At 35.9% G+C, this 22,680-nt stretch carries 19 protein-coding genes, 1 tRNA gene and 1 pseudogene; 17 read left to right on the top strand and 4 right to left on the bottom strand.

Going from position 1 to position 22,680, the window contains the following annotated elements:
• The first annotated feature begins 57 nt into the window (after positions 1–57).
• Positions 58–1,473 carry an efflux transporter outer membrane subunit gene (locus tag EG346_RS19870; RefSeq protein WP_123881041.1) on the top strand — a complete coding sequence of 472 codons (1,416 nt, stop codon included), beginning with the start codon at positions 58–60 and terminating at the stop codon, positions 1,471–1,473.
• A gap of 644 nt (positions 1,474–2,117) precedes the next feature.
• Here EG346_RS19870 and EG346_RS19865 read toward each other — a convergent pair.
• Positions 2,118–3,545, bottom strand: a complete 1,428-nt coding sequence (locus tag EG346_RS19865) for a delta-60 repeat-containing protein (protein WP_164466383.1) — start codon at positions 3,543–3,545, stop codon at positions 2,118–2,120.
• Positions 3,546–3,995: 450 nt separating this feature from the next.
• On the opposite strand from EG346_RS19865, the gene EG346_RS19860 reads away from it, so the two are divergent.
• From EG346_RS19860 to EG346_RS19805, 12 genes and pseudogenes are all read left to right on the top strand, one after another.
• Positions 3,996–4,499, top strand: coding sequence for a GNAT family N-acetyltransferase (locus EG346_RS19860; protein WP_123881037.1), 504 nt, complete (start codon positions 3,996–3,998; stop codon positions 4,497–4,499).
• Positions 4,496–4,975, top strand: a complete 480-nt coding sequence (locus EG346_RS19855) for a MarR family winged helix-turn-helix transcriptional regulator (protein WP_073331111.1) — start codon at positions 4,496–4,498, stop codon at positions 4,973–4,975. Before EG346_RS19860 ends, EG346_RS19855 begins: the two co-directional genes overlap by 4 nt.
• Before the next feature lie 170 nt (positions 4,976–5,145).
• A tRNA-Ala gene (locus tag EG346_RS19850) sits at positions 5,146–5,219 on the top strand.
• Between the two features lie 104 nt (positions 5,220–5,323).
• Positions 5,324–6,106: a tyrosine-type recombinase/integrase gene (locus EG346_RS19845; RefSeq protein ID WP_123881035.1), complete on the top strand. Its 783-nt coding sequence runs from the start codon at positions 5,324–5,326 to the stop codon at positions 6,104–6,106.
• Positions 6,107–6,300: 194 nt separating this feature from the next.
• Positions 6,301–6,474 (top strand): site-specific integrase, encoded by a 174-nt coding sequence (locus EG346_RS24920; RefSeq protein ID WP_164466241.1) that lies wholly within the window; start codon positions 6,301–6,303, stop codon positions 6,472–6,474.
• Positions 6,475–6,570: 96 nt separating this feature from the next.
• On the top strand, positions 6,571–7,215 hold the full coding sequence (locus EG346_RS19840; RefSeq protein WP_123881033.1) for an antA/AntB antirepressor family protein: 645 nt from the start codon (positions 6,571–6,573) through the stop codon (positions 7,213–7,215).
• 55 nt (positions 7,216–7,270) lie between these two features.
• Entirely contained in the window at positions 7,271–7,876 is a 606-nt protein-coding gene (locus EG346_RS19835) for a hypothetical protein (RefSeq protein ID WP_123881031.1), read from the top strand.
• On the top strand, positions 7,876–8,319 hold the full coding sequence (locus tag EG346_RS19830; RefSeq protein WP_123881029.1) for a DUF4468 domain-containing protein: 444 nt from the start codon (positions 7,876–7,878) through the stop codon (positions 8,317–8,319). The genes EG346_RS19835 and EG346_RS19830 overlap by 1 nt, the downstream gene beginning before the upstream one ends.
• A 675-nt stretch (positions 8,320–8,994) precedes the next feature.
• Positions 8,995–9,615: a phage tail-like protein gene (locus tag EG346_RS19825; protein ID WP_123881027.1), complete on the top strand. Its 621-nt coding sequence runs from the start codon at positions 8,995–8,997 to the stop codon at positions 9,613–9,615.
• A gap of 531 nt (positions 9,616–10,146) precedes the next feature.
• Positions 10,147–13,203, top strand: coding sequence for a M60 family metallopeptidase (locus EG346_RS19820; protein ID WP_123881025.1), 3,057 nt, complete (start codon positions 10,147–10,149; stop codon positions 13,201–13,203).
• 370 nt (positions 13,204–13,573) lie between these two features.
• Positions 13,574–13,765 (top strand): annotated as a pseudogene (locus EG346_RS25500) (Tn3 family transposase); the annotation flags it as partial.
• Between the two features lie 393 nt (positions 13,766–14,158).
• Complete coding sequence (locus tag EG346_RS19805; protein WP_123881021.1) at positions 14,159–14,341, top strand: hypothetical protein; 183 nt, start codon at positions 14,159–14,161, stop codon at positions 14,339–14,341.
• 216 nt (positions 14,342–14,557) lie between these two features.
• On the opposite strand, the gene EG346_RS19800 is transcribed toward EG346_RS19805, so the two are convergent.
• Positions 14,558–15,664 carry an IS91 family transposase gene (locus EG346_RS19800; RefSeq protein ID WP_079467321.1) on the bottom strand — a complete coding sequence of 369 codons (1,107 nt, stop codon included), beginning with the start codon at positions 15,662–15,664 and terminating at the stop codon, positions 14,558–14,560.
• Positions 15,648–16,532, bottom strand: coding sequence for a tyrosine-type recombinase/integrase (locus EG346_RS19795; protein ID WP_394343279.1), 885 nt, complete (start codon positions 16,530–16,532; stop codon positions 15,648–15,650). Before EG346_RS19795 ends, EG346_RS19800 begins: the two co-directional genes overlap by 17 nt.
• 196 nt (positions 16,533–16,728) lie before the next feature.
• Between EG346_RS19795 and EG346_RS19790 the strand changes: the two genes are divergently transcribed.
• Positions 16,729–17,550 (top strand): BPSS1187 family protein, encoded by an 822-nt coding sequence (locus tag EG346_RS19790; RefSeq protein ID WP_123881019.1) that lies wholly within the window; start codon positions 16,729–16,731, stop codon positions 17,548–17,550.
• A gap of 99 nt (positions 17,551–17,649) precedes the next feature.
• Here EG346_RS19790 and EG346_RS19785 read toward each other — a convergent pair whose 3' ends face one another.
• The gene (locus tag EG346_RS19785; protein ID WP_123881017.1) at positions 17,650–17,880 is read right to left on the bottom strand and encodes a hypothetical protein; all 231 of its coding nucleotides are present in this window, start codon (positions 17,878–17,880) and stop codon (positions 17,650–17,652) included.
• A 439-nt stretch (positions 17,881–18,319) separates the two neighbouring features.
• Here EG346_RS19785 and EG346_RS19780 point away from each other — a divergent pair, with 439 nt between their 5' ends.
• From EG346_RS19780 to EG346_RS19770, 3 genes are all read left to right on the top strand, one after another.
• Positions 18,320–20,773, top strand: a complete 2,454-nt coding sequence (locus tag EG346_RS19780; RefSeq protein WP_123881015.1) for a hypothetical protein — start codon at positions 18,320–18,322, stop codon at positions 20,771–20,773.
• Positions 20,774–21,283: 510 nt separating this feature from the next.
• Complete coding sequence (locus EG346_RS19775) at positions 21,284–21,946, top strand: BON domain-containing protein (protein ID WP_123881013.1); 663 nt, start codon at positions 21,284–21,286, stop codon at positions 21,944–21,946.
• 131 nt (positions 21,947–22,077) lie between these two features.
• Positions 22,078–22,497, top strand: coding sequence for a hypothetical protein (locus tag EG346_RS19770; protein ID WP_123881011.1), 420 nt, complete (start codon positions 22,078–22,080; stop codon positions 22,495–22,497).
• The last annotated feature ends 183 nt before the right edge of the window (positions 22,498–22,680 follow it).

Below are 22,680 nucleotides of genomic sequence, written 5' to 3'. Positions count from 1 at the left end.
AGAGATGAGTCTAAAACTAACTTCTAACTTCTAAACTCTAACTTCTAATTAACAAAAATGAAGAGTTTATTAAACATTATAAAAGGAATAACTTTTTCAGTCGCAATTCTTGCTGCCGTTTCATCCTGTATGGCCAGAAAAGAATATGAAAGGCCGAAAAATGTTGTAGATGAAAAGCTTTTCCGCACAGATATGCTTCCTGCAGACAGTGCCAATATCGCGAATATTTCCTGGAAAGAAATTTTCACAGATCCGATACTTCAGGGACATATTTCAAAAGCTTTAGAAAATAATTTAGATATAAGAATTGCCTTACAGAGTATTACTTCTGCAGAAGCTTACTTAAAGCAGAGTAAAGCGGCGTATGAACCCACATTAACTGTAGGACCTGGATATACTTTCCAGACCCAGTCTTTAAATACCCAAACCGGGCGACTATTCGGTGATAGAAGATACATCAATCAGCTTGATATTACAGCAAGCCTTGGTTGGGAAGCTGATATCTGGGGTAAATTAAAAGCTCAGGAAAAAGCTCAGCTTGCTACTTATTTAGGAACAGTCGCAGCCCATAAAGCCGTAAAAAGTGATTTGATCGCATCGGTCGCTTCTTCGTACTATCAGTTGTTAACATATGATTCCCAGAAAAAGATCATTACGGAAACCATTGCTGTTCGTGAGAAAAATTTAGAAACAACCAGAGCATTAAAGATATCAGGAACTGTGACAGAAGTTGCCGTTCAGCAAAGTGAAGCATTGGTTTTCAATGCAAAATCTTTATTGATTGATATTGATACACAGATCCAGTTATTGGAAAACACCATGAGTTTACTGATGGGAGAGCCTTCTCACGCTATTGAAAGATCTACACTGGAAACACAAAAAATACCCATCGATCTGAAATTGGGATATCCGGCTCAATTGCTGGCCAACCGTCCGGATGTGATGAGAGCAGAGTATAATCTGATGAATGCTTTTGAATTGACCAATGCTGCAAAAGCTCAGTTTTATCCTACTTTAAAGATTACGGGAAGCGGAGGGATCCAGTCTCTTGATATCGACCACTTATTCAGTGTGAATTCCTTATTTGCAAGTGTTGTGGGAGGTTTGGCTCAACCTATTTTAAATAAAAGGGCCATCAGAACGAACTACGACGTAAGTTTAGCAAATCAGGAAACTGCGTATTTAAACTTCAGAAAAACAGTTCTTACAGCTGGAAAAGAGGTTTCTGATGCGATAAGAGTGTTCTCTGTTCAGGATTCTTTTATAGAATTGAAAGAAAAGGAATTGGAAGCTTACAAAAAATCGGTTGACTATTCTCAGGAACTTGTCAATTATGGGATGGCCAACTACCTTGAAGTATTGAATGCAAGTGTAAATTCATTGAACGCTGAATTGAATATCTCCAATGCAGAATACAGTAAAATGAAAGCTGCTGTAGACCTTTATCAGGCTCTTGGCGGTGGATGGAAATAATAATTTTCAATCTATATCATAAAAACGTATGTCAGTAATGGCATACGTTTTTTTATTTGGCTGATGTATCTTTTTCAAATGAATAGGGATGTTAAAATAGCATAAAATAACGATTTCATTTATAGGTGGTAGGCGACATCGTTTTATGCTATTAATTTTAAACGAAATGAAGATCAATACCCAGCAGAGAATTGAACGTACCGATAACGATAGAAGAACAGCCGGACCTGAAGCACATTGTAAGTTTTTATATGAAATCCGGTGAGAATTTTTGGTGAACTTTTATAGATGGAGAACCGGTAGGCTCGATAGCATTGATTAAATTTGATGAAAAGGCGGGAGCCATGAGAAAAATGTTTGTTAAAAAAGAGTTCAGAGGAAAGGAACGGAATCATTTTGTACAAGTTGAAAAAAAGAATCTTCCTGCTTTTTTCTATTGACGAGTGCAGATAATACTGTAATTTTAAAAATATGAAAAATAGCAAAACCTGAAAAGAAGCTAAAACGCTTACTTCAAGAGAATCAATTTTATTGATTTCATATTTAGAAGTACTTTTGTTAAGAAAAAATGCCCCTAAAAAGTGTCTGACTTTTTGGGGGCAGTCCATTTGTAAGTAACGGATTCTTTTTTGAAGCTTTAAAATTTATTTTTTTATAACCTTTACTATTTTAGTTTTACCATTCTGAAAATTCACTTTTGCTAGGTAGTTGCCTTTTAGAAGAGCTGAAACATCTGTAGAATTACTCTCCAATATTTTCACGAGTGTTCCTGTGATAGAATATATTTCTATATTTTTTATTTTCTCTTTGGTTGTGAAAACCAATTGGTCTTTTACAGGATTTTCAAATTGTATTTCTGTATTATTAATATTTTCAGTTGTAGATAGGGTGGCATTATTTTTCAAATACTTCACTATTTTATATTCATCTGCTACGATAAAACTGTTATTGTTCACAATCATATTACTAATAGCATATAGATTAAAAGCGGCGGGGTCAGTTTCCACAAAACTTCCAAAAGTAGGGTCTACAGAACCGTTTTGAGTAAGTCGGGATATAAAATAAGACATTCCTCCATTGGTTAGCTCTCCCATTCCACAGACATAATAAAATCCATCTTTTTCATACAAATTGTTAACCAATCTACTAATTCCGTTGGGGAAATAATCGTAATTAAATGTGGAGTCTAGAGTTCCATCAGGGTTTATTCTTTTTATCTCTTCACTGGATGATTCTAAGTAAAGAATTCTGTTACTGCTGTCTAAAATTGCTCTACGAAAAATAAAAGGAACAGAATTAGAAATAGGAAAATTTAAAGTTTGTACCCCATTATTACCATAGCTTGTAAGAGGTTGACCGTTTGGATTATATTTTTTAATGTCTAAATCCGAAAAAGTTACAATGTTTGATAGATTATCAATGAAAGGTTTCATAAAACGGGTAGTGGTAATTTTACCATTAGTTCCGAAAGAGCTGTCAATACTTCCATTTGAATTTAACCGATATATAAGATAATCAGTTTGATATAAATTGGGTGAGGTGCTGTAATTTCCATAAACGATAAGTTTATTATTCTGTAAAAGAAGGCCATGTACTGCACTTCCATAATCTGTTGTACCGTAAAATAAATTAGGAATTAAAGCTATACCATTGTTACCAAAGGTATTATCTAACTGTCCGTTTTGAAGAACTCTGATAACATCTGTATAGCTATTGTTGGCATCAGAATGAGTACAGACTAATACTATTTTATTATCGGACTGTATGGTTAATGATGTATTATTGTAAGTCGAATAATTCAAAACAAGTTCACCATTATTTCCAAAGGTATTATCTAATGTTCCGTTGCTGGTAAGTTTTGTAAGTACTGTTGTAGTGGAAGTAGGAGAATAAGTGAAATAAATGCTTCCATCTGCGCTTTGGGCATAACCGCTAAAAAAATTAAACGGACCTGAGGGAAAGGGAGCTGTATAAATTCCGTTTGTGGCAAATGACAGGTCTTTAGTAAGAATTTGTGCAAACGAAGAAGGTGCTAAAGCCATAATAGCCAGCATAAATAATTTTAATTTCATTGTGTTGTTTTTCTGATGGTAAAAATAGGAAAAAAATTCTGTAACCGTAAAATTGAACATATCTACAGAGTAAAAACTGGAATATTATCTGGTTTATCATTTATAACGAGTAAAAAAACTGTTTAACCTTTTATTTTTCTGAGGAACAAAGCAGATCACCATAAAATTCTTCACATTTCCTGGCAATGATTTTATCTTTGATAAAATATTGATTTTCAACGTTTACATTGATCCTTGCTGAAAATCTTGATTTTCTAATGCCTTAAAAATATTTCAGTTATGGAATTCCTGTGCGTTTTTCCAACAGGTGTATTTTATGGTTAGTATCAAATTTTTTATTTTGAGCGTCATTTTCTAAAAGAATAATAATGTTAAAATAAGGCAAAAAACATATTTTACTTGTATATATGTAGCAGACTACGTAGTTTTGTACTGTTAATTTTAAACCAAATGAAGATAAATATCCAGCAGCTAGACAATAGTTATTCTGATGAGTTGATTGATCTGATCCTAACCATCCAGCAGAAAGAATTTAATGTTCCGATTACGATAGAAGATCAGCCGGACCTTAAACAGATTGAAAGTTTTTACAGGGAACCTGGTGGAAATTTTTGGGGCGCTTTTATTGAAGGGGAATTGGTAGGTTCAATAGCATTGGTTAAATTTGATGAAAGGGCAGGAGCGGTAAGAAAAATGTTTGTCAAAAAAGAGTTTAGAGGAAAGGAACTGAATATTGCGCAGGAATTGCTGGGCGTTTTAGTTTCATTCTGTCGTGAAAATGGAATACATTCCATCTATTTAGGGACTGTTACTATACTTAAAGCAGCCCTGCGTTTTTATGAACGGAATCATTTCGTAGAGGTTGAAAAAGAAAACCTTCCGACTCGTTTTCCCTTGATGAATGCCGATAATGTTTTTTATTCTTTACATTTAAAAGAAAACCAAACTGTATGAACATCATAGATGAATCAGGGATTCTGGCCATATCTACGAGGTTGCAACGTCTCAGTGAGCAACTCCGGAAAGATGGTGCTTTGATCTATAAATCTTTTGATATTGATTTTGAGCCGAAATATTTTCCGGTGATTTTTACCCTGCATCATAAAAAAATGTTGAGTGTTGTAGAGATCGCCAACGAAATAGGATACACTCATCCATCAACCATAAGTCTGCTTAAAGAGTTGGAAAAGCAAAAGCTCATTCAGTCTAAAAAGGATAAATACGATGAACGAAGAAGACTTATCGTATTGTCTCCAAAGGGGATTGAGCTCATAGAGAAAATGAAACCTGTTTGGGATCTGGTGTCAAAAGTATTGGGTGATATCGGCGACAATAAGAATAATCTTCTGGCGGCGATCAATGAAGCAGAGGAGAAGATGGCAGAGCAGTCTTTTTATCAGCGGGCACTCCAGTTAAAAAAAGAAATGTAAACCTGCTGATTGTGAGATGCTTGTTCACTATTGTATTCGGAATTTTTTAAAGAACTCAGTTGAAATACTGAACAGCAAAGGAAATTCTACTGTAAATTATTAGAAAAAAGAGGATAAAATATTTGGATATGTAGTTTAAATACCTATTTTTGTACCGCTTTAAGAAAGTAGGGGGATTGGCGCAGTTGGCTAGCGCGTTTGACTGGCAGTCAAAAGGTCACGGGTTCGAATCCCGTATTCTCCACAATTATTTATAACTAGCTTATTTTCATGTAATTATAAAAATAAGCTGTTGTAAATAGTAAATTTGGATTCATGTCCTCAACGCCTGCAAGCAATAAATGAGACATGGAAAGCAAAGATTTAGATGCAGCAATTAGCATCCCCAAAAAACAAGATGGATTATTTTATGTGTATCTATACAATAAAGTATCCCAAGAAGTAATCAAAAAGTATTACAAAGGAATCAATATTGATCCTGATCCTAAAGAGAGATTGACGGCTGCTGAAGTTTACCAGAAGGTACTCCGAAGTAAACTTAAAACTGGCTGGCTTCCTAAAACTAAATTATCTTCTCTACCTATTTTTGTTCCCGTAAATATTTTGATCAATGATGCACTTGATGTTGCAATTGAGAGCATGCGAAAGCGTTTGGAACGTAAAACTATTCAATGCTATTCTAGTACGGTTCGTTTTTTCCAGGAAATGACCCTTATTTTCAAATGGGACAAAACATATTTGGATGAATTCAAAATTGAGCATGTCGAACAGATTATGAAATCAATCGCTTCTGCGCGAAAATGGAGTAATAATGAGTACAACAAGAACATTACTTACATCAAAGCTGTTTTCACCGAATTAGTTAATGAGAGGTATATTAAAGCAAATCCAGCTCACGGAATAGTTTCTCGTAAAAAACAAAAGAGAAAGGGCTATGAAACACTTACTGAAAAGGAGCAAACCAAGGTCATAAAACACTTTAAGAAGATGCATCCAAATTTCGGAATCTGGATAAAAACACTATACCATACAGGCATGAGACCTGAAGAGCTGCGGAATGTTAAGTGCTACATGGTAAATCTAGAACATGAATATATTCAACTTAACGAGATGATCACCGGAAAATCTTAATACCAAAAGATCTTAAGAATGACTTATCAAAATTTGATTTATCGAATCCAGATGCATATCTGTTTGGAAAATTTGGGGTAAGATATACAAATAGCGAAAAAGACTTTCAGCCCTCTATAAACCAGCTTGGAATTAATCGAGCAAATAAATTTTGGAAAGAAGAAGTAATTGATTTTCTAAAAATAGATAAAAAAATGTACTCCAATAAGCATCAAAAAGCCAATCATACAATTTTAGATGGAGGAAGCATAGAAGCTGTACAAAGAGCATTTGGACACTCAAGTAAAATAACTACAGAAATGTATGCTAAAATACTTCAAGTTATTCAACTGGAAGAGTTCAAAGATAAAGCAAGGGAGTACAAATAGGTTCGTCAATTTAGGTATTGTAATAATCAATACTATCTTTATATTTGCATTGTAATAATTGTTCTCAACGCCTGCAAGCTTAAAAAATCAATTATTATGATTAATCAAATTAATTCTGCTGAAAGTAACAGCAATGAACTGATTAGAATTTCTGAGCAAAATGGAAAACAAGCAGTTTCCGCACGTGAGCTACATTCTTTTTTAGAAAGTAAGCAAGATTTTTCTACCTGGATAAAAGCAAGGATTGAAAAATATGGATTTGTCGAAAATGTTGATTTCGAGGTTTTCCACAATGTTATGGAAAACCCAAATGGAGGAAGGCCATTAACCGAATACGCTCTTACAATTGATTGTGCAAAAGAGATTGGAATGGTTGAGGGAAATGAAAAAGGGAAACAAGCAAGACGTTATTTTATTGATTGTGAAAAGAAATTGAAATCAATTGCTCCGGCAGTTGATTTTAGTAATCCAGACACTGTTTTAATGTTGGCTCAGAATTGGAAAGAAGAGCAAACGAAAAGAATTGAAGCGGAAAGAATCAATGAAGAAAATAAGCCTAAGGTTTTGTTTACTGACGCTGTAGTAGGTTCAACTTCCTCCTGCTTAATCGGTGAACTTGCGAAAGTGATTTCCCAAAACGGCTTTACTATTGGCCAGAATCGTCTTTTCGATTGGCTACGTGAAAATGGTTATCTCGGTAAAATCGGAGAAAGACGTAATATCCCAATCAGATTCTTATAGCATGTCAGGTGTGCGTCACATTTTTGGGAAAAAGAAAAAGTAAAATTTTAGAAGTATGAAGAACAATAATATTATCATGAAAAGGATATTGTATATGTTTATTTGTTTAGGAGTTGTGTCATGCACTCAAACAAATAAAAATGAAACAATAAAGCAGCCAAAGAGAAAAACGGACAGCCTAATTATTACAATGGAAAATAAATTTCCAAATTATAAAGACAATTCATTGGTCAGAGAAGAAATGGAGAAATACTTAAGTAACAAAGCGGATAGTATCTTTGTTTTTAAAGAATTTGACGATATTCCCATGAGTGTATTCAAATTATCAAAAAACCCTTATGGCAAAGGTATGCTTGTACAACTTTATGCTGATAATAAATATGAGAAAAATGAAAACAAATCTAACTATCTGACTTTTGATATAATAGGCTTTATTAGCGATGAGGAAGCGAAAAAAATCAATGAAAAGTCAAAGTATTACGTTATTGGTAAAAATGTAAATCGAATAAACTCGAATCAGTTATCTGTCCTTGTGCCTATGTCATATTATTCTCCGGAGACAAAAATTGATCAAGATTCATTTGGTGATACCTATTTGTTCAATCTTGGAATCGCAGCGATGGAAGTAGATTCTTTAAAATTAATTAATGAGACATTATAATGAAAAACATAATTACAATCTTATCACTATTTCTTTCTACATTCCTATTCTCACAAGATTTTCAATTTGAGGAAGTTGTAAAAGTAGATTCAACAATTACAAAAGATGAACTATTTAACCGTGCAAGAACATGGACCTCCCAAGCATTCAGTTCTAAAAACAACATGATCACAACAGAGGATAAGCAAGCTGGAGAGATAAGTGGGGTCGGCCACTATGACTATAGGGCTGATAAAAAATATAAAGGCTCATCATGTGTTGAAGGACCTATCACATACAAGTTTAGTATCTTCGTGAAAGATGGAAGGTATAAGTACGTTTTTAACTCATTTGATCATAAGGGATCACGTGGCAATATTTGCAATCGAATAGATTACGGAAGACTCACGCTGGCTGAAGAAGCTCCGGAAAAGGGTAGAGGCATAGCATATAATTATGCCTGAGAAGACGTGAAATTTAAAAGCGGAATCAAAGTGCAGTCCCTTGTTTCCGCTTTAAAAGAAGCAATGAACAAAAAACACGAAGGGAGTAATGACTGGTAGTAATTCAAAATTTACTACATTTGAAAATAGTAAAAAATAGTAAAAAACAGGTCAAAAAGACAGAATTCATAAAGTGTAACTATTTGATAATCATATATGATGGTGGCGAGTTTAGAATCCGTATTCTCCACTGAGCAGACGTTAAAAACATTGTCAAAAATGCTTAAAAAGCTTATTAATCCTGCAATTATATAAAATTGCAGGATTTTTATTTTAAAGATGGTCGTCATTTTCTTGCAATTTCTTCCTAATCAAAATTAGATGTATAATATTTTTCGTTTTCTTGTAGTTGCAGAAAAAAACTGAAGAATTTTAAGATGATGAATTGAATTCGGGTTTGTTTTTCCCACAAAAAAAGCCTCACAATCTGTTTTATTTATCCCATTTTGGAGATTTATATTGGTGTATAGCTTTATTATGGGTTGTTAAGTTGATGATTGTTAGTGTTTTGTGATTAGAGGCTTTATTGGGGGCTTGTTTTTTTTAAAAATTTCAGCTTTATTCCTTAATTTGTATACTTGATAATAATTTGCTGATTATTTTGGATAAACACAACTAATTTTAAAAACAAAGGCCATGAAAAATTATTATTTTCACTTATTTTTTTGGGGACTTCCTTTTTTTATGATCCCGCAGGTAGGAATCAATACACCTTCTCCCTCTGCAACGTTGGATATTGTGAGCAAGGGAAACAATAGTACTACAAAAGCTTTGAAAATTAATAACTCCGGTGCTTTAGAGATGGTAACGGTTTTAGATAATGGAAGAATTGGGATAGGTACTTCAACTCCTAATACTTCTTCTATTTTGGATATTACATCTACATCAGCTGGGATTTTGATGCCACGTATGACTTCTGTTCAGATGAATGCTACTGCAACACCTGCTGCCGGTCTTCAGGTATATAATACTAATGAGAACTGTACATTTTTGTATAATGGAAGTAACTGGAGAAGTTTGTGTGCAAAAACTTTTCAGCAGAATGCAGGAGGACCGATACAGGTCACTATTGGAAATTCAGTTGACCTTAGCCAGACCATTAGTTTGGCTGGAACGCAGAATGTAACAGTACAAGTAAGTTTTAATTCAAATGCAATTAATGCTAATGCAGAAGGAACATATCAGATACTTATAAATGGTACTTCGGTAGCAGGGAGTATGAGATATTCCACTCAAAATGCAGGAGACTATTTATAAAGGTATAGAAGTATTGGAAACTGGACAACTACATTCTTTTTATCTATTAATATTCATTATTTTAATCTAAAGAATTCCTCGGGGCTCTGTCTCGGGATTAAAAAGGAAAAGTTTGAAAAACGGATATTTTTTCAAAAAATAAAAAGATGAAGCTTTGATTTATGGATGATCATATTTTGAAAAGACATAATAAAACTTTACTTCTTTACCGTATTATTTTTCCTATGAAATAAAGGAATTAGGTTATTAGCGAAGAAGTTTGAACAGGCTTGCAAGAAATATGTATTGAATTGTCTCAGCGCTATGAAATTCATTTCTTAGAAATTGTTTACGAATGTTACCATGTTCATTTTCGTTTTCTTGAGGTTGTGGGATCAGCTCACGAAAAGAAAAAAAAAGAGGTTAAAGATAAAATCTATCAACCTTAATAAATTTTTTAGATAAAAAGTTAAATCTTATGTTGTAAAAATAATGTCCAGATAAAAGTTATAGCTCTTTTAAAAACTCTTTTTATATATAAAATAACATCACATGAAAAAATTACTATTGTATTTCTTTATTTTATGGGGATCGCTTGTATTTTCACAGCTTTATCAGGTTCCTATCTATTCAGTTTCATCTCTGCAGCCGGGGCAGCCGGGGAGTGAAGTTGCAAAGTTGCTCGACGGTGATAATACCACGATTTATCATTCGAAATGGTCACAGAATGGTATTCCGGATGAGCTTAAATTTTATTTTACCTCAAATGTCACCAGCATTAAAAAACTGGTTTACACTCCCAGACAATCCGGGACAAACGGTATGTGGACCAATATAAGTATTTCCTACAGTACACAGGGGGCTCCGAATACTTTCATCTCGGTAAGCAATAATTTAATTTGGGCATCCAATGCTCAGGATAAAGAAGTTGTTTTTCCAACAGCTATCCTGAACCCTTACGTGATTAAAATTTCAGTAAACGCTGGTATTGGAAACTATTCGAGCGGAGCGGAGATAAAATTCTTTTCTGAAACACAACCTGCGATTACTGACGGTACAGACTGTACCATCAATACATCAGAATTAAGTATAAATGGCGCCAACGATGTGAAGGCTGCTATCATCCCTTCAGGAACAACCGCATCATCTTACCAGTCGGGAGAAAATATCGATAAATCTTATGATAATAATGTAAATACGCTGTATCACTCTTCATACAGCAATACTACTTTTCCGGTGGTGTTAAATTACAGATTAAACGGGTCCACTCCTATTGATTATCTGAAATATACACCTAGACCCAGCGGGGACAATGGCCGGTTCGGAAGTGTGAACATCAGTTACAATACTAGTGCAAACAGTACGTTTGTTAACCTGATGTCATTTGATTTTCAACATTCTTCTTATCCTGTGAATGTCTACTTTCCAAACCAGATAACTCCTTTAAATGTAAGAATTACCGTAAACAATGGCCAGGGAAATTTTGCTAGTTGTGCCGAAATGGGCTTTTATACAGCAGGCTCTTCAGGAGCTGTAAATCCTTATAATAATATTTTTGCCAACACACTTTACTCAGCATTAAAGCCTTCTGTTAGTCAGGCGGATATTGATGGGATGGCATCGCCGTTCTATAAAGGGCTGGCACAGTGCCTGTTCAATGGAACTTATGTAAATAAATACAGGGTTCAGGATTATAAGGTTTACCCTCCTATTTCTATTACCACAGGTAATTTAAAGGTGGGAAGCGGTTACGACAGTTTTGAAAACCCTACAGGTATTGTCTTTGCACAGGCAGATAAAGTGGCCTTGTTTGCGCAGAATATCCCTCCCGGCGCCAGCATCTCGTTGCAGGTAAAGGATTTTTCTACCGTTCTTGGCGGTACTACCTCCTATTATGAACTTCATAATGGTTTGAATGTATTTCAGCTGATCAACAGTGGTTTAGGATACATCAGTTATTATAATGCCAATGAAGCTTTGCCTGATGTCAAAATCAATATTGTTTCCGGTAAGGTCAATGGACTATATCATTATCAGACCTCTACGCAAAGTGACTGGCAGGCCAATCTTACAAATTCAGCATATCATATGATTGACGTTGTGGGACAGCATTCTCATTTGGTTTACAAAAAAAGTATGCTGAAAAATTATGCTACTTTTAATCCCGCAGAGCTTGTTTCAAAATATGACCTTATTGTAAAAAATGAATGGCTTTTGATGGGGCTGTATAAATATAATTTAGTTCCCAAAAACCGTATGTTCAGCTATAGTAATAATGGCGGAGGCTGGTATGCTGGCGGACTAGGTATAAATATGGATTCTGACTGGGGCGAAGAGACTCTGGCTGATGTCAATCAATTGTCTTTATGGGGAATTGCACATGAATTCGGGCATATCAATCAGATAAGACCGGACCTTAAATGGATTGGCACTACAGAGGTTACTAATAATATGCACAGTACATGGGTAGATTATCATATGAATCCACAAAATGATGGAATGTCCCGGCTGGAAAGAGAATCTGTAGAACCGACAACAGGAATGGCGAGCATTGAAGGAGGAAGAATAAACGGAGCCATTTTGAATACAGCCGTCAATCAGGAAGCTCTACAAGGGAATAGCAATACAGATGTTTTTAAAGTGCTGGTACCTTTCTGGCAGCTTGAGCTGTATTATCAGCTGGCGGGAGCTTCAAGAAATGCCCCGGTTCTTTCCCTTAATTATCCAACTAACTATACAGGAGTAGATTATGCACACTGGTTTGGGACGGTTGCAAACGTGGCAAGAAGTTATAATGCTTCTGGGATTTCAAATGGTGAACTGCTTCTGAATTTTGTGAAAAATACCTGCGATGCGGTACAAGAAGACTTAACCGGATTCTTTATTAAAACCGGATTTTTAAAACCTATAAACAAATCTATTGATGATTACGGTATCGGGCAGCTTACCATTACACAAGCTCAAATCGATGCTACCATTGCATCCATACAAGCTCAGAACTATCAGACACCTGTTTCGCCGGTGATACATTATATTTCATCCCGAAGTATTAAAGCTTTCCGTAACAAGCTTCCGCTTAGCGGACAAACAGGTCAGGGAGTTAATTTAAGCAATAATTATCTTACTGTACAGCACAGTGTTTGGAAAAATGCAGTTGCCTATGAAACATTCAATGCCAATAATCAATTGATTTATGTATCTGTTATGGGAACGGGTGATACTAGCAATCAAACGACCAAAGTATACTACCCTTCTAACGCTACAGCTGTTTATGCAGTGGGGTATGATGGACGGAAAATTTTGGTGTATCCAGTTTCAACACTTTCTGTAGCCGAAGTGAAAAATAGTAATTCAGAATTGATTGTCTATCCTAATCCTGTGGAGCAAAATGGATCAATTCATATTAAATTGAAAAATGCATCAGGAAATTACAATATCAATATTTTGGGGACAGATGGAAAAATAATTTTCAGTTCAAAAGGAAATCTTGATGCTATTGAAAAGGAGATAAATACGGAGATTCTTAAATATCCTTCAGGAATTTATTTACTTTCTTTGAAAGATGCAAAAGGTAAGACCTTTAAAACCGTTAAGGTTATTAAAAGATAATTTTAAATATTTTGCAATACACTAACGAAACATGCCGTAAAGTGTGTAAGTTAAAAAGTCAGGGCTTAGATTTATAATCTGAGCCTTTTTTCAAAAATAAGCATAAATTGGTTTAAAATCAATCCCCAATTTTGGATGGGCATGGTCCATTTTTAAGTAGCGCTTCTATTTCACTTCTGCATTCATCGAGTTTACTTTTTTCTGGCCTTTTGGTCTTCCTAATTTTATTCCACTAGCTTTCTTTGTTTGCAAAGCCTCTTTTGTTCTTTTAGAAATCAAATCTCTTTCAATCTCTGATACCATAGAAAATACATTGCCATCACTTTATTCTGTATGATATTGTCTAACTGTCAGTTTCCCTTTAAAAGAACATTATACGCATACTTCAGGGTTTACCGACCATGTGTTTGCTTTGATGCAGGTATTGGGATTTAAATTTGCCCCAAGAATCAGAGATTGGAACGGTAAGAAGCTATTTATTCCTGAAGTATCTACTGGCTATTCTGCGTTATCAGAACATACAGGAGGAACAATCAACAGTAAAAAGATTATTAAAAACTGAAACGAAATATTAAGGCTTGCAGCTTCTATAAAAGAGAGCGTTTTGATCGCTAAGAAAAGCGTAATCATTTACTCAATCTGTTAAAAAAATGCCTTTTAGTACATTTTATCCTTAACCCTGTTTTTTTACTTTTCTTCAACTGATCCCAAGTTGCAGAAAAAATTGCAGAATTTTGAAGATGAATTGAATTCAAGTTTGCTTTTTTCCACAAAAGATAAATCCAGTAATCTGTATTATTTCTCCCATTTTGGAGATTTATACAAGCATGCAACTTTAATAATGTCTTTTAATTGCTTGATTATCATGTTATTGAAATTAGAGGCTTTCTTGGGGGTTTATTTTTTTTTAAAACTTCAGCTTTATTCCTTCATTTGTACCACAAAAATAAAAATTATGAAAAAAACATTTTTATTTGGTCTGGTGTTTATTGCCTTGTCGAGTTGCTCAAATCAGGCAGATGATCTGAATGTGAAAAATACGCAGATGTCTGAAGAAAATCAGATCAGTTCTTACATGAATACAGAAGGGCAAAAAATAAATAATCTTTCTGTAAGATTTCCTGGCTATAATAACTAAGCTTTCGTCTTGTCCGCAGGACACGAGATGAAAGCCCGTTGAACGGAAGCTCCGGGAGCTTTTTTGGCCGTCTATGGAGTTTTCGATTTTAGGATTTAGGGTAACAAAGCAGTTTTTTGGAATGACTGCTTTTTTTGTGGCATTTGGTAGCCTTTATGAGTGGTTTTCTGCAGGTTTTTCTTCGCTGCAGCATATAAATTCCCTTACCCGCAAAGGTTATTTTGCAGACAATGGTTGGATAACGAAAAGAAATTCCGGTGGCGGACCGCGCTGCCCGAAAACAGCTATAGTGACTAAGTTTCCTTCCTTGCAACTTCGACATTTCCGGAGCAAAGTTTTCGGTTTTGCTGCAGTAACTCTGATTTTCAAATCGGATTGCAGTGCCTGCAGTTTCCCACGCTTCCAGCTGCTGCTCAGGATGCCGTAATGCCGGATCCTTACAAATCTTTTCGGTAAAATATGCATCGAAAACCTCCGGACAAACTCCGTGTTTGCAAGAGTCATTTCCTTTTTTTCGCCGCCTTTGCGGTAATCTTTGTACTCAAAACGGACCTGCTGATCCGTCACTTCTTTTATGCGGTGATTGCTGATGGCGACTTTGTGAGTGTATCTCCCCAAGTACTCGATCACCTGTTTCGGGCCGCCAAAAGGCCGCTTGGCATATACGACCCAGTTCTTGGTGAAGAGTTTCTCCATTAAATCCCGGTCAGTAATTCCACAGGCTCTTAAGGAAGTCACAAACTTTGCCCGAAAGACTTTGCTCAGCGCTTTTACTGGAAACAGAAACTTATCCGTCCTTACTTTCTTTCTCCATTTTCCCTGCATCGTGAGACCACCTCCCGGCACAATGCAGTGCAGATGCGGATGAAGGCTCAGATTTTGTCCCCATGTGTGAAGTATGGCAATCATTCCCAACTGAAGGCCTTCGGTTTTGCCGAACTGGTTTAAAGTAGCCCAGGCGGCCTCAAATAAGGCTTTGTAAATGAGTTGGGGCTGGGATATTGCTAGCCCATTCAACTCCTCCGGCAGGGTAAAAACCACATGGTAATAGCTGCAGGGCAAGAGGTCCTGTTCGCGCTTTTGGATCCATTCTTCCTTTTTGTGTCCCTGACACTGCGGACAGTGCCGGTTACGGCAGGAGTTGTAGCTGATGGAAAGATTTCCGCAACCATCACACGTATCAATATGACCACCCAAGGCAGAAGTCCGGCAGTTGGACAATGCCCTAAGCGTCTTTTCCTGATGAACGCTGAAGTTTTGGGATGATAAATTGATTTTGCGAAGAACTTCTGCTACACTCGCACCTTTACTTCGGGCCTGCATTCCTGCTGCATAAAGTAAATACCGTATCCAAAGGACTGTGCGGTTTTTGGTCCGAGAGCTGGCACACATGAAGATATTCCATTGTACTTTCAATACGCTCATGACCCAGAAGTTTCTGTACCATGATGATCGGAACGCCGTCTTCCAAAAGGTGTGTGGCATAAGAATGCCGCAACGTGTGGGTGTGAACGTCTTTGGTGATGCCGGCTTTTTTAGAAATGGTTTTTATTACCCACTGCACACCGCGCTGGCTGTAGCGGGAATCGAAATCTTTGCTGGCAGACCGTGAAGCCCCTGTGCTGAGCGCATCAATCTCTTCAATATTCCTGTTATGGTTTCCATTGAATAAATACTGAACCGGATTCTCAATACTGATGAAGGTTTTCAGTCCCCGGATCAAATGTTCCGACAAGGGAACGTAACGGTCTTTGCTCCCTTTACCCTGAACAACATGCAACATCTTCCGGTCAAAATCCAGATGCTGAAGTTCGATATTCCTTACTTCCATGCAGCGCAGTCCACAGCCGTATATCAGACCGATGAGCAGTTTATGTTTCAGGAGTTCGGCACTCTGAAGCATACGCCAGATCTCTTCCCGGCTCAGGATCACAGGCAGTTTGTTTACTTTTGGAATGGCGGGAAGATGCAGAAAACTATAAGGCAGGCCTTCAGTTTTCAATAAAAAGCGAAGTCCATAAACGGTATGTTTAAAGTAAGTTTGGGAAGGAGTTTTCGAGCGTTGCTGCAGTTCAAAAAGATAATCTTTGACCTGTTCGGGATCCAACTCGGTAGGCAGGGTTTTAAAATGCAGCGCCAGGGCCGCCACATGACGGGAATAATTATCAAAGGTTCTGGGGCTCCTGCCCAGGATAGAAATATTCCGCTCAAAGCGTTGCAGCAGTTCAGCAAAACCACTAACTTCGCTCGAGGCGCGGTTCAGAATTTTGTTTACCCTTAACTCCTCCGGAGATTTTTTTTTGTAGCCATTTTAAAGATTTTTTGTTGTTTTACCAAAGTTAATAAAACAGCGAAGGGAAAAGCTACCGGAGGTTTAGTTCAACGAAGTGCATGTAAAACCCAGCCAGGCGGATCCTTCGGTATATCAGTGGGATCATGACCATATTGTGTATTACGACGGAGCGATTAAAAATAACAAAGTATTGTTATGGCTCACCGGTACCGGCGGAACGACCAGGAATGTTCCCGCTGAATTTTTTAAAACAGCACTAAATCAGGGCTACAGGATTGTCGCGCTTTCTTTCATTACTGATCCTGGTGTATCCCAAATATGCATAGGGCCAAAGTTAGATGTTGATGTCAATTGTGCAGCTAAATTCCGTCGTCAGCGGATCTACGGAGATACTTCCTTTCCAGATATTCCAGATCAATATCAGGATGCTATTATCCCACGTCTGATCAAACTTTTTAAATATTTGTCAATCAATGATCCAGGGGGGCAATGGTCACAATACCTGAATCAAAGTACAGGCAGGCCCGCATGGAGCAAGATTGCTGTAGGAGGCCAGTCACAGGGTGGCGGTATGGCCGAATTTATAGCCAAAAATGCATCAGTTGCGAGGGTGATTAGCTTTTCCGGAGGATGGGATTACAGCAATTCAAGAACAAAGCAAATAGCCGGATGGTATTCTCAACAATTTGTTACACCGCTTTCAAATATCTATGCCGCTTACCATGTAAAGGAAATCGCATCTCAACAGTTAGCGGCAAAATGCAAGGCAATGCGTATACCAAGTGGTAATCTATTTGTAGGAAATCAAAATGTTTCCAGCACTAATATAAACTATAGCAATCCCTACCATGTAGAATCGCTTAGTAACCCTGTTTATAAGGCATCTTGGATAAAAATGCTTGGTTCAGGACGATAATGCCAGTGTGTAATTCCCTGTTATTACCTATAATTTTACCATAAAAAGAGTTGTTTAAATTGATTTTGGTATTTTTTTCCAGACAAAATAGCAACCGCTCTAAATAAACGAATCCCCACTTATGAGGTGGGGATTTCTTTCATATATCTTAATTGAAGGATATCGTGTCAAATTACAGAAAAAGCGCCACCACATTGGATCAGCTCCCGGCCTTTCGTCTTCAATATTACAACTCCTCTGATCTGTCCACTGCATACCTCCATTAATAGTTTTCATCTTTTCTCTTGAGAATTTAGTTGCCATTCTTTTTAGGCTTTCAAAATTTTTCATAAATAGTATTTAATAATTCGTGGTATACAAATCTGATTTGTATGGATTATCCTTGCTTATAATTCAAAAGAGCAGAGTATTTATCACTGCATGCTGTATGTTTTGTGTCAGTAAATTTCTGATTAATAATGGATAAAGGGAATTTAGATTTATTTTATTTTCAAAGTAGCTAGCTAACTGATTGGTTTTTGAAAATTGCAATTCTCATGGGCTAAATCTTAACTGCCTTTCAATAAAGAGGAAATTAAATGTAAAACCCATTAATATAAGCATTTTCATTACTATTGTTAAGTAATAGATTTTATTTGTTGTATAAAATGAAACAGGATAGCCCAATTTTTGCAATAGTTCAATTCTGTGTTATGTTAGCAGTAATTCTTACTATAAAACGGAATGAACTGATCATAAAATACATTAAATCCACTAGCTAAAAATAAATATGAAAAAAATTTTTATCCTGCTGTTATCATTTGGGTATCTCAGCATTTTTTCACAGTCAAAAGTCATTGTAAGAAATTCCGGAGATCAGTCTCCAATTTCTAATGCAACAGTGTCTTGTAACAGCAAAATAATAGGAAAAACAGATGGATCAGGGATATCTGTTTTTAAAACAAAATGTAAAAAAGTGGAAATTTCTGCAAGAGGATTCCAGAATGATGATGTTGTCGTTGATAAGGTGATGGAGGTCTTTTTAATGAAGGCCGACCCCAACGTTGAAAATATTCAGGCTATCGTTTTGGAGGATAAAAGTGATCCCAGAGCATTGGAAATTCTCAGGAAAGTCAACGAAAATTACAACGAAAATTCTCCTAAGAGTTTAGAATCTTACGCATTTAAATCCTATGAGAAAATTTCTCTGGATTTTGACGAAGACAGTATCAAAGCTTATAACGCTTATATTGCCAACCGTATAGATTCACTTAAAAAGATCCCTCAACTTCCCATGAAAGCAACAAAGAAAAAAGATTCTTTGGAGTCTGTCAATCTGATGAAGCTTGTAGGGGGAAGCAAAATCTTTTTATGGGAAAGAGCTTCTCAAAATCTGTATTCAAAAAAATATGGTGAGAAAATCAACATTCTGGATAATAAAGTTGCCGGTCTGAAAGAGCCTATCTATGAGCTGATGGCTTTCCGCTCCAACAGAAATCAGATTCCCAAGGAGGTACGTGAGGAAAATAGGAATCTTTATCGTTTCTTTTTAACAGATTCTATTGAAATAGAAGGACGAGAGAATTATGTGATCCGTTTTCGCCAGGTTGATTATAAGCAATCTCCCAAACAAAAAAAATTCAATGGCTATCTTTATGTAGACAAAGCGAGCTACGCTCTGAAAAAAATAGAAAGTAATAGTAAAATTAAAAGTGAAGGAAGTATTACGAGCATTTGGAAACCTATTGAAAATAAATGGTTTCTTGTCAAAGAAAATTATAAACTGAAAATGGGGTCTGCCTCTTTTGATACTGATGATAAAAAGGATAAAAAAAGAACGAAAGAAGAAAAAGATTCCGAAAAAAAACACATAAAAAAGTTTGGCAGTTATGCTTTTGTCACTGCGGATTATTTTGATTTCAAAACTTCTATTGAAGAAAAACCTGAAGATTTTAAAGGCTATACGATCAGCGTTAAAAATTCTGACGGAAATGAGATTGATCAGTACCGTACTGAAAATCTGACGGACCGAGAACAAGCTACCTATACAAAAATCGACAGCTTAAGCGCCAAATATAAGCTCAGTCAGAAAGCAAAAGCATTAACCGGTTTGCTCAAAGGTAAGGTAAGGCTGGGAATGCTGGATTTTGACCTGTCTAAAGTCATTGGGTACAACAAATATGAACATATCCGACTGGGGGCTGGTGTCAAACTGAATGAAAAGTTCAACAGGTATATTTCTCCGGATGCTTATTTTGCTTATGGTATTTATGATAAGGATTTTAAATACGGAGTGGGGGTTGATGTCCGTACAACATTGGAGAAAAATTCATTTTTCCGGGCTGAATATTTTGATGATGTCATGGCAGCCGGACGCTTTTCAGAAAACTTATGGAATTTCAGAATGAAAATAATGAACTCCGGAGTTGCGCTTAATAATAACGTTTTTTTTGGTTATAAAGGTTTTAAAGTGAGTTATGAAAATGACTTTACCAATGCATTAACGATTAACATTGCCACTAAAAGAACGCAGGAAGAATCTAAATTTAACTACAATTTTAAAGAGCTTGGAAGTCGCTTCGATATCGCATCATCCACCATCACCCTAAAATATTCACCCAATTCTAAAAATATTATGACCCCTACCGGAAAATATACCTACGAACAGAATCTTCCGGAATTCTATCTTAATTATGAGCAAGGGTACAAGGCTCTGGGAGGTGATTTGCAATTCAGTAGGTTTGATGCCTTATTTGTTCAGAATTTTAAAACTAAGCTTGGTTTAACCGGAGTGAGATTGTATGGAGGATTAGTGACAGGTGATGCTCCGATCTGGAAAAATTTTACACTCAACGGGCTGGGGAATGGAAATGGTGGGTTGAATTTCAATCTTACGTCCTATCTGGGTTTTGCAACAATGGAAGGTGGAAAATATTATAACGACAAATTTTTGGGAGCTTATCTCACGCATAGGCTGCCTTGGTATTTTAAAAGTTTCGGGAAGAATGTTTCAAGTTTCGATGTGATCTATAGAGGGACCATCGGAGATATGAAAAATCCGGAATTTCATCAATTTGATTTTAAAAAATTAGATCATTTATATAATGAGCTGGGTCTGGAATGGAATAATTTTTTATCCTCCCAATTTAATTTGGGCTTTTTCTATAGAGTAGGGTATTACAATACACCTAAATTTAAAGATAATTTTGCCATTCAGTTTAAGCTTAAACTCCTGGGCTTCTAAATATGATCTGAAATTTAACTTAAAATGACTCTTCAAAAGAAGAGTCATTTTTTATACTATCGGGATTCTAACCATACAATTCTTATGGAATGAGAGGAATTTACATTTATTTTAAGCTTAAGAATCAAAGGTACACTTCTCCAGTATCTAAAATAGGATTTACATGTGACGATAACGATATATTTATACGATCTTTTTTATTAACCTTTTGTCACAGCCTACTGGTGACGATCCACTAAAAAAGTGAGAATATTAAAGCAATATCAGACTTTTAGTAGAGCTCCATATTCCTGCATTCTTATTCAGTTTCTAAATATTCGTTCCACAATGTATTCATTGCGGGTATTTTGCATTCTTACCAGATCACAATTGTTCGGTAATGGTTGATTCAATCATTTGAAAATGTGTGATATATGTAATCAAGTTTTATTGTTGTGTAAAGAGATGAGCAAAAGATAGGCGTAAATTTAATCTATCGAAATAAATCAGTTTCAATGAAATTCATGACAAATGAAAACAAATTCAGAATTACAAAAAGATGTCCAGGACGCCATCAAATGGGAGCCGCTCTTACATTCAGCTGAGATTGGGGTTACTGCAAAAGATGGGGTGGTTTCTTTAACGGGCGTAGTGGACAGTTTTGCAAAAAAAGCAGGAGCAGAAAAAGCTGCCATAAAAATTAAAGGGGTAAAAGCATTGGTAGAAAATATTGAAGTGAATTTTCCAAATTCATGGACTAAAAGTGATGCAGATGTTGCCAATGAGGTATTGGCAGCATTAAAATCGAATGATACAGTTCCTGATGAAAAAGTCAGTGTGAAGGTAGAAGACGGATGGGTAACTTTAGGAGGGGAACTCAACTGGAATTACGAGCGGGATGCTGCAAAAAAGGCCATTAACTTTCTTCCCGGTATTAAGGCAATCACTAACAATATTAAAATAAAGTCAAAAGTTCATGATGAAATTGAAAAGAAAGATATTGAAAATGCTTTGAGAAGAAGCGTAATTGAGGATAATGATATCAGGGTATCTGTGTTTGGAAATACAGTCACCTTAGAGGGAACAGTCAATTCTTTGTATGCAAAAGAAGAAGCCGGTCATATTGCCTGGAAAGCTCCGGGAATTTGGGAGGTGAAAAATAAGCTTACAGTAGATTATAAATATGCTTTTTAATAAATCATGGCGATGAGGTGACGGGCACTTTCTTCGGTATCTTTAAATAATTGCTTTCGTTTGATCTGATTATTATTAAAATAAAATAATGAAACATTCACACAATTATTCTTCAACAAAATAAAGATCGTATGAAAAATAGAATTTTTAGGGTATTTGCTATGGGGATCATCTTTATTGCATTTACAACCTTTGTATTTGCTCAGAATACTGAAAATAAGGCCAATAAAACAACTGATATAGAGCCTGTCCGAATGGCAAAGGAACAGGTTCCTGATATTGTGATTGAAAATTTTTTTAAAGATCATTCATCTGTAAAATATGAGTTGTGGAAGGGTTATCCTAAAGAAGATTTTATAAACGTTTGGTATGATTATAATCCTTATTTAAATTCTTCAGCAGCTTCCGGATATTTTGTAGTCGAATTTTGGGAGGATGGAGAACATCAGGAAGCAATGTATTCCAATGAAGGAAAGAAGATTGCTGTCCATAAAAAATTGAGTTCTCAGCTTCCTAAACCTATTTTGGAGGCTATAAGTAGAGGGTTATAAAGGGATTGGGAAATTGCCAAAGAAAATGAAGAAATATTCAGAGATAATTCTTTAGATCAAGCTAAAGTATATAAAATTGAGGTTCAATATGGATCTTCAAAACATTTTTTATTCTATTCTCCTGATGGAGCCCTGTTAAAGAATAAGATCATTCAATAATACCAGCATTGAGCTCGGCTTGCT

It is taken from the genome of Chryseobacterium carnipullorum (assembly GCF_003815695.1).
In the GTDB taxonomy this organism is placed as follows: domain Bacteria; phylum Bacteroidota; class Bacteroidia; order Flavobacteriales; family Weeksellaceae; genus Chryseobacterium; species Chryseobacterium carnipullorum.
The sequence above is the reverse complement of the archived record's forward strand: the minus strand, read 5'-3'. Positions and strand labels throughout refer to the sequence as shown.

Excerpts from the sequence above, each read along its gene's own strand:
- EG346_RS19835 (WP_123881031.1), top strand. The coding sequence starts at position 7,271 with ATGAAGAACAATAATATTATCATGAAAAGGATATTGTATATGTTTATT.
- EG346_RS19865 (WP_164466383.1), bottom strand. The coding sequence starts at position 3,545 with ATGAAATTAAAATTATTTATGCTGGCTATTATGGCTTTAGCACCTTCT.
- EG346_RS19840 (WP_123881033.1), top strand. The coding sequence starts at position 6,571 with ATGATTAATCAAATTAATTCTGCTGAAAGTAACAGCAATGAACTGATT.
- EG346_RS19830 (WP_123881029.1), top strand. The coding sequence starts at position 7,876 with ATGAAAAACATAATTACAATCTTATCACTATTTCTTTCTACATTCCTA.
- EG346_RS19800 (WP_079467321.1), bottom strand. The coding sequence starts at position 15,664 with ATGCAGGCCCGAAGTAAAGGTGCGAGTGTAGCAGAAGTTCTTCGCAAA.
- EG346_RS19770 (WP_123881011.1), top strand. The coding sequence starts at position 22,078 with ATGAAAAATAGAATTTTTAGGGTATTTGCTATGGGGATCATCTTTATT.
- EG346_RS19845 (WP_123881035.1), top strand. The coding sequence starts at position 5,324 with ATGGAAAGCAAAGATTTAGATGCAGCAATTAGCATCCCCAAAAAACAA.
- EG346_RS19775 (WP_123881013.1), top strand. The coding sequence starts at position 21,284 with ATGAAAACAAATTCAGAATTACAAAAAGATGTCCAGGACGCCATCAAA.
- EG346_RS24920 (WP_164466241.1), top strand. The coding sequence starts at position 6,301 with ATGTACTCCAATAAGCATCAAAAAGCCAATCATACAATTTTAGATGGA.
- EG346_RS19820 (WP_123881025.1), top strand. The coding sequence starts at position 10,147 with ATGAAAAAATTACTATTGTATTTCTTTATTTTATGGGGATCGCTTGTA.
- EG346_RS19855 (WP_073331111.1), top strand. The coding sequence starts at position 4,496 with ATGAACATCATAGATGAATCAGGGATTCTGGCCATATCTACGAGGTTG.
- EG346_RS19785 (WP_123881017.1), bottom strand. The coding sequence starts at position 17,880 with ATGAAAAATTTTGAAAGCCTAAAAAGAATGGCAACTAAATTCTCAAGA.
- EG346_RS19805 (WP_123881021.1), top strand. The coding sequence starts at position 14,159 with ATGAAAAAAACATTTTTATTTGGTCTGGTGTTTATTGCCTTGTCGAGT.
- EG346_RS19870 (WP_123881041.1), top strand. The coding sequence starts at position 58 with ATGAAGAGTTTATTAAACATTATAAAAGGAATAACTTTTTCAGTCGCA.
- EG346_RS19780 (WP_123881015.1), top strand. The coding sequence starts at position 18,320 with ATGAAAAAAATTTTTATCCTGCTGTTATCATTTGGGTATCTCAGCATT.
- EG346_RS19860 (WP_123881037.1), top strand. The coding sequence starts at position 3,996 with ATGAAGATAAATATCCAGCAGCTAGACAATAGTTATTCTGATGAGTTG.
- EG346_RS19825 (WP_123881027.1), top strand. The coding sequence starts at position 8,995 with ATGAAAAATTATTATTTTCACTTATTTTTTTGGGGACTTCCTTTTTTT.